The organism is Actinomycetes bacterium (assembly GCA_035489715.1).
Taxonomy (GTDB): Bacteria; Actinomycetota; Actinomycetes; order JACCUZ01; family JACCUZ01; genus DATHAP01.
Map to the genome: position 1 here is coordinate 1 of DATHAP010000172.1, position 4693 is coordinate 4693.

Consider the following 4693-nt stretch of genomic DNA (forward strand, 5'->3'; position numbering starts at 1 on the left):
GGCCCGCGCAAGCACCGTCGCGACCAGGTCGCCGAGTCGGCCGGCGTGCCCGTCGAGCACGCGCGCCGGCTCTGGCGCGCCGTCGGCTTCGCCGACGTGGGCGACGAGGCGGTCGCCTTCACCGACCGCGACCTCGAGGCGCTGGCCCGGGTGCAGGGCCTGGTGCGCGACGGGGTGCTCGACGACGAGCTCGCGGTCAGCGTCACGCGGGCGATGGGGCACAACGCGGCGCGGCTGGTCGAGTGGCTCTACGACGCGCTGGTCGAGCACCTGGTCGACGAGGGGCTCGAGGTGGAGACCGCAGCCGGCCGGGCGGTCGAGCTGGTGACCGAGCACCTCGACGAGCTCGACGAGCTGGTGATGTTCGTGTGGCGGCGGCAGCTGGCTGCCGTGTCCGGACGCGCCCTGGCGATCGCCGCCCGCGAGACGGTCACCGGTCGACTCTCGGTGGGCTTCGCCGACCTGGTGTCCTACACCCGGCTGTCGCAGAAGCTCGAGGAACGCGAGCTGGCCTCCCTGGTCGACCGGTTCGGCCGCCGGTCGGCCGACGTGGTCGCCGGCGCGGGCGGGCGGCTGGTCAAGACCGTCGGCGACGAGATCCTCTTCGTCGCCGACTCGGCCGCCGGCGCCGCGACGATCGGCCTCGAGCTCGCGGAGACGATGGCCGAGGACCCGGTGCTGCCCGACGTGCGGGTCGGCGTCGCCACCGGCACCGTGCTGACCCGGATGGGCGACGTCTTCGGCCGGACCGTCAACCTGGCCAGCCGGCTCACGGCGCTCGCCGCACCGGGGACCGTCCTCGTGGACGCCGAGACCGCGCGGGCGCTGGAGGGCGACGACTCCTTCGCCCTGGACGTCGAGCGGACCCGGGCGGTCCGCGGGATCGGTCTGGTGCGCCCCGGGGTGGTGCGCCGCACCCGGTGAGGGTCTCCGCGGCCACGCGTTAGCCTCGGCCACCGTGAGCACCGACCCTGCGCCCGACGGCTCGCACGGCTCGTACGACCACGTGAGCCTGCGGCGGCACGACGACCGCGGCCACGTCGTCGAGCTGGTCCTGGACCGCGCCGAGGCGCACAACGCGCTGTCCACGGCGATGGCGCGCGACATCGCGGCGGCGACGGCGGCGCTCGCTGCCGACGACGCGGTGCGCGCGGTCGTGCTGTCGTCGGCGTCGGAGAAGGCGTTCTGCGTCGGGGCCGACCTCAAGGAGCGCAACTCGTTCAGCGACGCCGACCTGCTGGCGCAGCGGCCGCACTTCCGGGCGTGCTTCGGCGGGATCCTCGACCTGCCGGTGCCGACCGTCGCCGCGGTGCACGGCTTCGCGCTTGGCGGCGGGCTGGAGCTCGCGCTGTCCTGCGACCTCGTGGTCGCCGACGAGACGGCGGTGCTCGGCCTGCCCGAGGTGACGGTGGGGGTGATCCCGGGCGGCGGCGGGACCCAGCTGCTGACCCGGCGGATCGGCTCGTCGCGGGCGGCCGACCTGGTCCTCACCGGCCGCCGGCTCGACGTCGTCGAGGCCGAGCGGCTCGGGCTGGTCGACCGCCGGGTGCCGGCCGGCAGCGACCGGGCGGCCGCGCTGGAGCTGGCGGGCACCATCGCGGGCAACTCGCCGGTCGGGGTGCGCAACGCCAAGCGGGCCCTGCGCCGCGGGAGCGACGTCGACCTCGCGACCGGCCTCGACGTCGAGGACGGCGCCTGGCGGGCCACCGCCTTCTCCGGGGATCGCGCCGAGGGGGTCGCGGCGTTCAACGAGAAGCGCCGGCCCGACTGGCCCGGCCGATGAGCCGAGGAGGTGTCGACGAATGAGTGACCTGCCGGAGCGGCTGTCGCTGCGCGAGGTCGGCCCGCGCGACGGGCTGCAGAACGAGGACCCGGTGCCCACCGCGGGCAAGGTCGCGCTGATCGACGCCCTGTCGCGCACCGGTGTCGGGCGGATCGAGGCGGTGTCCTTCGTCCACCCGAAGGCGATCCCCCAGATGGCCGACGCCGCCGAGGTCTGGGCGGCCGTCACGCCGTCGGCCGACGTGCGCTACTCGGCCCTGGTGCCCAACCTGAGGGGCGCCGAGCGGGCCCTGGCGGCCGGCTTCTCCGAGATCGAGGTCGTCGTGTCGGCCTCGGACACCCACAACCGCAAGAACCTCAACCGCTCGACCGACGAGTCGCTCGACGACATCGCCGCGATCATGGCGCTGGTCCACGAGCAGCCGGGTGGTCGGGCCACCTGCCAGGTGATCGTCTCGACGGCCTGGGGCTGCCCGTACGAGGGCGACGTCCCGGTCGAGCGGGTGCTCGCCGTTGCCGGCCGGGCGCTGCGCGACGGTGCCGACGGCCTGTCGTACGGCGACACGACGGGCATGGCGACGCCGTCGCGGGTGACCCGGCTGGTGGGGGAGACCCGGTCAGCCTTGCCGGACGTACCGCTGAACCTGCACTTCCACAACACCCGCGGCACGGGGCTGGCCAACGTCCTGGCCGCGCTCGAGCTCGGGGTGAGCGACTTCGACGCGTCGGTGGGCGGGCTCGGCGGCTGCCCCTACGCGCCCGGTGCCACCGGCAACATCGCCACCGAGGAGCTGGTGCACATGGTCGAGGACATGGGCGTCGCCACGGGTGTCGATCTCGACGCGATGATCGAGGTGGCGGCCGAGGCCGAGCGGCTCGTCGGGCGCACCCTGCCGTCCCAGGTGCTGCGCGCCGGCCCGCGGACCCGCACGGTCCAGTAGTCCGAAAGGAGCAGATTCCGCTGAGCGGCTGCCGCGAGCACCTGACCTGCGGCATGGTCGGAGTCCCCCGTGGTCCGGCAGGAGGCTCGGTGCACATGGTTCCGGCGTCCGACGCCGCGCCCGGGGACGGCCGCTCCGGCGCGGGTGACGACGCGGCGCGGCTGCGCTCCCTGCTCGAGATCGCCCGGGTCATCGGCTCGACCCGGCGCTTCGACGACCTGGTCGAGCGCTCCGCCGAGTCGACCCGCCGCGCGTTGGACGCCGCAGCGCTGTCCATCTCGCGGTGGGACCGGGAGTCCGGCCTGCTGCGGGTGCTCGTCAACGTCGGCCTGCTCGGGCCGGGCGAGCAGCGCATCCCCGAGGACGAGACCTACTCCCTCGCCGACCTGCCGGCGATGACCGCGCTGGTGGAGGAGCGGCTGTCCTTCGTCAGCGCCGTCGACGACGGCACTCCCGAGGCACGGCAGCTCGCCGTGCGGGACAAGGACTCCGCGCTCTCGGTGCCGGTCATCGTCGAGGGCCGGGTCTGGGGAGAGATCTGGGCCGCCCGGGCCCCCGGCCAGCCGCGCTACGAGAAGCCGGACCTGGCCTTCGCCGAGGCGCTGGCCACCCAGATCGCGGCCGGCGTCGTGCAGGCCGACCATGTCGCGCGGGTCGAGCGCCTCGCGTTCACCGACCCGCTCACCGGGCTGGCCAACCGCCGGGCGGTCGACGAGCGGCTCGACGACGCCCTGACCCGGCACCTGGCCGACGGCACCGTGGTCTCGATCGTCCTGGCCGACATCAACCGGCTCAAGCAGGTCAACGACACGTTCGGCCACGAGGCCGGCGACCGGCTGATCGTGGCCGTGGCCGAGGCGGTCAGCCGGGCCAGCGGCCTGGCCCAGAACGGTCTCGCCGCCCGGATCGGCGGCGACGAGTTCTGCATCGTCGTCGTCGGGGAGCCGCTGTCGGTGGCCAGCCACGTGGCCGACGAGCTGTGCCGGCTGGTCGAGGGGCAGCCGATGAGCACCGGCGTCTCCTGCGGTGTCGCGTCGACCGAGGTCCTGCCCAGCCCGGTCGACAGCCAGGTCCGGCTGTTCCGGCTGGCCGACGCGGCGCAGTACCGCGCCAAGCGCGCCGGCGCGCACCAGCCGGTCGTCGCCGGCCGGTCGGTGCCCGACGACCCGGACCACTCGCCGGCCGACCGCCGGGTGCGCCGCGGCCGGCTCAGCACCGACGTGCAGGCCGCGCTCGAGTCGGCGCTGGCGGTGCTGGACGGGATGCCCACGGCCGGCTCGCGCGAGCGCCTGGAGGCGGTCGCCGACCACGTGCGCGACCTGCTCGACGCGGCCGGCTGGTTCCTGTCGCACGCGGTCGACCGGTCCGACGACCTGGTCACGGTCAGCAGCTCGGTCCAGCGCGTGGCCGAGCCGCGCGACGGGGGTGGGCTGGCCCTGGTGGGTGAGGTGTTCGACCTGGGGACGTACCCGGTGACCCGCTCCGCGATCGAGCGCGCCGGGTCGTTCTTCGTCGAGGCCGGCATGCCGGGCAACGACCCCGCCGAGGAGGCGGCGCTCGTGACGGCCGGCTACCTCGCGGTGGTCGGCGCGGGTGCCCGCGACCCGAGCGGCGGCTGGCTGGTGGAGATCTACGCGGACACGATCAGCCTGCCCATGGGCACCTTCGAGCCGGTCCTGCGGGCGCTGGTGGCGGTCGCCGTCGCCGGCGCAGCCGACGCCCCGCGGGCCGACGCCCCGCAGGCGTAGCCCGACGCCCCGTTGGCGTAGCCCGACGGCACGCAGGGCGGCCCGCGGCTCCTGCGCTCCGGAGGCGCTTCGCGCATCTAGACCGCGCATCCACTCCGGAGACCCGGGGGCTGCCCATCCCCACGCGGTCCCCGCGTCTCCGGAGACGGTTCGCGGGATCAAGACCGCGCGTCGTCTCCGGAGACTTACGGGCTACCACGGCGGCGAGGTCACGCAGGCGCA

The 4693-nt window shown here is 75.2% G+C and carries 4 protein-coding genes; all 4 read left to right on the forward strand.

What is annotated here, in order from left to right:
- Window positions 1-924, forward strand: a 924-nt coding sequence (locus VK640_14070) for an adenylate/guanylate cyclase domain-containing protein (GenBank protein ID HTE74308.1), incomplete at its 5' end; no start/stop codon positions are given.
- 34 nt (window positions 925-958) lie between these two features.
- Complete coding sequence (locus VK640_14075; protein ID HTE74309.1) at window positions 959-1783, forward strand: enoyl-CoA hydratase-related protein; 825 nt, start codon at window positions 959-961, stop codon at window positions 1781-1783.
- A gap of 19 nt (window positions 1784-1802) precedes the next feature.
- Window positions 1803-2723: a hydroxymethylglutaryl-CoA lyase gene (locus VK640_14080; protein ID HTE74310.1), complete on the forward strand. Its 921-nt coding sequence runs from the start codon at window positions 1803-1805 to the stop codon at window positions 2721-2723.
- A gap of 95 nt (window positions 2724-2818) precedes the next feature.
- The gene (locus VK640_14085) at window positions 2819-4471 is read left to right on the forward strand and encodes a sensor domain-containing diguanylate cyclase (GenBank protein ID HTE74311.1); all 1653 of its coding nucleotides are present in this window, start codon (window positions 2819-2821) and stop codon (window positions 4469-4471) included.
- Window positions 4472-4693: the final 222 nt, after the last annotated feature.

Bases quoted from the DNA above. Each gene is read 5' to 3' on its own strand.
- VK640_14085 (HTE74311.1), top strand. From the start codon at position 2,819: ATGGTTCCGGCGTCCGACGCCGCGCCCGGGGACGGCCGCTCCGGCGCG.
- VK640_14080 (HTE74310.1), top strand. From the start codon at position 1,803: ATGAGTGACCTGCCGGAGCGGCTGTCGCTGCGCGAGGTCGGCCCGCGC.